Raw genomic sequence first — 3,816 nt, 5'->3', positions numbered from 1 at the left:
AGACAGACGGCACCGGCCGGGGGAGGCGCCCGGTCGATGCCGCGGGGCGCCGCGGGGATCGGATCCCGCGCGTATCATGGCCGACACAGGGTTCCCGCGGCGTCCCGCGTCCCTCGTCGCGTCACCTGGGCCACGACCCCGGCGCAACAGGCGCGCGGGGACGATTACGCATGTCCGGTGATCTGGAGGTTCCCGCGCGTTCCGGTCCGGCCGCGGTCGACGGGATGGCGCCGGTCCCGCAAGCCAGTCCCACAAGCCGCTCCCGCAAGCCGCGACGGTTGCGTCGCGGCTCCGGCCGCGCGACAACGCGGGCAGCTTCCCGCGCTCATCCGGAACACCACAGACGTGACGTCCAACGCCCCGGCGCATGCTCGAAAAACCTTCGGCCTCTCGACCGCGATCTCCTACCCCAACGGCGCGCCCCATATCGGCCACGCCTACGAGGTGATCGCCGCCGACGCCATCGCCCGCKTCCACCGGCTCGACGGCTACGACGTGCTGTTCTCCACCGGAACCGACGAGCACGGTCTGAAGATCCAGCAGGCCGCGACCCGGGCCGGCACGACGCCGCGCGCCTATGTCGACGGCACCGCCGCCCGGTTCCAGGCCATGGCCGACCGGATGGACTGCGCCTACGACCGCTTCATCCGCACCACCGAGCCCGGCCACTACGAGGCCGCGCAGGCGATCTGGCGGCGGATGGAGGCCAACGGCGACATCTACCTCGACAAATATGCCGGCTGGTACTCGGTGCGGGACGAGGCCTATTACGACGCGGCCGAGACCCGGCTCCTGGAGGATGGCAGCCGCCGCAGCCTCGCCACCGACACGCCGGTGGTGTGGATGGAGGAGGAGAATTTTCTGTTCCGCCTGTCCGCCTACCAGGACAGGCTGCTGAAGCTCTACGAGGAGCAGCCCGGCTTCATCGGGCCGGAGACCCGGAGGAACGAGGTGGCGAGCTTCGTGCGCTCCGGCCTCAAGGACCTCTCGGTCAGCCGCACCAACTTCGACTGGGGCGTGCCGGTACCCGGCCATCCGAACCACGTCATGTACGTGTGGGTCGACGCCCTGACCAACTACCTGACGGTGACCGGCTTCCCCGACGAGGCGGATTCCAGAAGGGCATTCTGGCCGATGGACCTGCACGTGATCGGCAAGGACATCGTCCGGTTCCACGCGGTCTACTGGCCGGCCTTCCTGATGTCGGCCGGGCTGCCCCTGCCCAAGCGCGTCTTCGGCCACGGATTCCTGCTCTCCAAGGGCGAGAAGATGTCGAAGTCGCTGGGCAACGTCCTCGACCCGTTCGAACTCGCCGATACCTACGGGGTCGACCCGGTGCGCTACTTCGTGCTGCGCGAGGTGCCGTTCGGCGGCGACGGCAGCTACAGCCACGAGGCGATCATCGGCCGGATCAACGCCGATCTCGCCAACGACCTCGGCAACCTCGCCCAGCGCTCGCTCTCGATGGTCGCCAAGAACTGCGACGGCGCGGTGCCGGATCCCGGCAGCCTGGACGACGCGGACCGAGCCCTGCTGGCCCAGGCCGACGCCCTGCCGGAGCGGGCGCGCACCCTGATGGGCGAGCTGGCGCTCCACACCGTCCTGGCCGAGATCTGGGCCGTGGTGGCCGAGGCCAACCGCTACTTCGCGGCCCAGGAGCCGTGGAAGCTGCGCAAGTCCGACCCGGCGCGGATGAACGCGGTGCTCTACACGACGCTGGAGGCGTTGCGCGCCTTCGCCATCCTGACCCAGCCCTTCGTGCCGGGGGCGGCGGCCAAGCTCCTCGACCTGCTGGCGGTGCCGGCCGACCGGCGCAGCCTCGCCGCCGTGGGGGAGGGGGGCCGGCTCGTGCCCGGCACGGCGCTCCCCGCCCCCGCGCCGATCTTCCCGCGCTTCGAGCGCCCTGACAATCCGGCCGCCTGACGGCCCCGAGACCCGATGCTCATCGACAGCCACTGCCATCTCGACTTCCCGGATTTCGCCGCCGACCTCCCGGGTGTGATCGCCCGCGCCAGGGATGCCGGCGTCACCGGCATGCTCACCATCGCCACCCGGGTCGCCAAGGCCGACACCTACCGGGCGATCGCGGCGGCCCATCCGGAGGTCTGGTACACGATCGGCACCCATCCCCACGGGGCCGCCGAGGAGCCGGACGTCGACGCCGGGACGATCGCGGACCTCGCCCGTGCCGACCCGCGCTGCGTCGGGATCGGCGAGGCCGGCCTCGACTATCACTACGCCGATGCCGCCCCCGAGGCCGTGCAGGAACGGGTGCTGCGCGCCCATATCGAGGCGGCGCGCCTCGCGGGCCTGCCGCTGGTGATCCACGCCCGCGACGCCGACGACCACATGGAGCGGGTGCTCGCCGACGAGATGGGCAAAGGGTCCTTCCGGGCGGTGCTGCACTGCTTCTCCTCCGGGAAGCGGCTGGCGGAGGCCGGGGTGGAGCTGGGGCTGTTCGTGTCGTTCTCGGGCATCGTCACCTTCCGCCGCTCGCACGACCTGCGCGACATCGCCCGAAGCGTGCCCCGCGACCGGATCCTGGTGGAGACCGACGCCCCGTTCCTCGCCCCCGAGCCCCATCGGGGGCGGACCAACGAGCCGGCCTACACGGCCGACACCGCCCGGTCGCTGGCCGAGACCCTGGGGCTGCCCGCCGAGGACTTCGCCCGGATCACGACGGCGAACTTTTTCGCGCTGTTCGACAAGGCCGCCGCAACGCCTCCGGGCGACGCGTGACGCGTTAGGAGCGGGAGATCCGGATGGCGAGCCTGACCCTGCGCATCCTCGGCTGCGGCTCCTCGGGCGGCGTGCCACGGGTCGGCAGCGGCTGGGGCGCCTGCGATCCGGAGGAGCCGCGCAACCGCCGGCGGCGCTGCTCGATCCTGGTCGAGCGCGCCTCCGGGGCAGGGCGGACCACCCTGCTGGTCGACACCGCGCCGGACCTGCGCGAGCAGCTCATCGACGCGGGCGTGCGGCACCTCGACGGGGTCGCCTACACCCACGCCCATGCCGACCACACCCACGGGATCGACGACCTGCGCCCCCTGGTCATCGCCATGCGGCAGCGCATCCCGGTCTACGCCGACGCCCTGACCCGGTCGCTGCTCACCACCCGGTTCGGCTACTGCTTCGAGACGCCCCCCGGGAGCGCCTATCCACCGATCCTCGATCTGCGCGACATCGACGTCGACCGCGACCTGGTCGTGGAGGGGGAGGGCGGCCCGATCACTGTGGAATCGCTTCCGGTGGAGCACGGGAACGAGGCGGCCCTGGGCTTCCGCTTCGGCCGGGCGGCCTACATGCCCGACGTCAGCCTGATCCCGGAGACGAGCCTGACCCGGCTGCACGGCCTTGAGCTGCTCGTCATCGACGCCCTGCGGGATACGCCGCACCCGACGCATTTCTCGGTCTCCGACGCCCTCGCGCTGATCCGCGAGGTCCGGCCGCGCCGGGCGGTGCTCACCAACCTCCATACCGATCTCGACTACGCCGCCCTGGCGGCGCGGCTGCCGCCAGCGGTCGTGCCTGCCTATGACGGCATGAGCCTGAGCCTGAGCCTCGAGGCCTGAGGCCAGACGGGCAGGGTGCGAATCGGGCGTCACACGCCTGTCGTCGCCGGAGTCCAAGAAAATCGGCTCCTCGGCGAACAAGCCTGTTGACGCGCCGAACCGGCCTGCGTATACCCCGGCTCATCGGCGCCGGCCGCGGGAGTGGACCGGGCGCTGAGCCATCTTCTGACAAGCGGCGGGATTGGCCGGCGGGATTGCCGGGCGGTTTTCTGTTTGCCTTTGATGAGCCCTGGGAGACTGGGGG

3 protein-coding genes are annotated in these 3,816 nt (G+C 71.3%); all 3 read left to right on the top strand.

Features of this window, described 5'->3' with window-relative positions; genetic code table 11:
• Positions 1-345: 345 nt before the first annotated feature.
• Genes metG through ACXJKQ_RS27455 form a run of 3 tightly spaced genes read left to right on the top strand, consistent with a single transcriptional unit; the run spans position 346 to position 3,572 of the window.
• A complete protein-coding gene (metG, locus tag ACXJKQ_RS27465; protein ID WP_457108830.1) occupies positions 346-1,923 on the top strand; it encodes a methionine--tRNA ligase in 1,578 nt (525 codons plus the stop codon).
• A gap of 15 nt (positions 1,924-1,938) precedes the next feature.
• Complete coding sequence (locus ACXJKQ_RS27460) at positions 1,939-2,739, top strand: TatD family hydrolase (protein WP_457108829.1); 801 nt, start codon at positions 1,939-1,941, stop codon at positions 2,737-2,739.
• A 23-nt stretch (positions 2,740-2,762) separates the two neighbouring features.
• A complete protein-coding gene (locus ACXJKQ_RS27455; RefSeq protein WP_457108828.1) occupies positions 2,763-3,572 on the top strand; it encodes an MBL fold metallo-hydrolase in 810 nt (269 codons plus the stop codon).
• Positions 3,573-3,816 lie beyond the last annotated feature (244 nt).

The organism is Methylobacterium sp. P5_C11 (assembly GCF_054049775.1).
The sequence above is the reverse complement of the archived record's forward strand: the minus strand, read 5'-3'. Positions and strand labels throughout refer to the sequence as shown.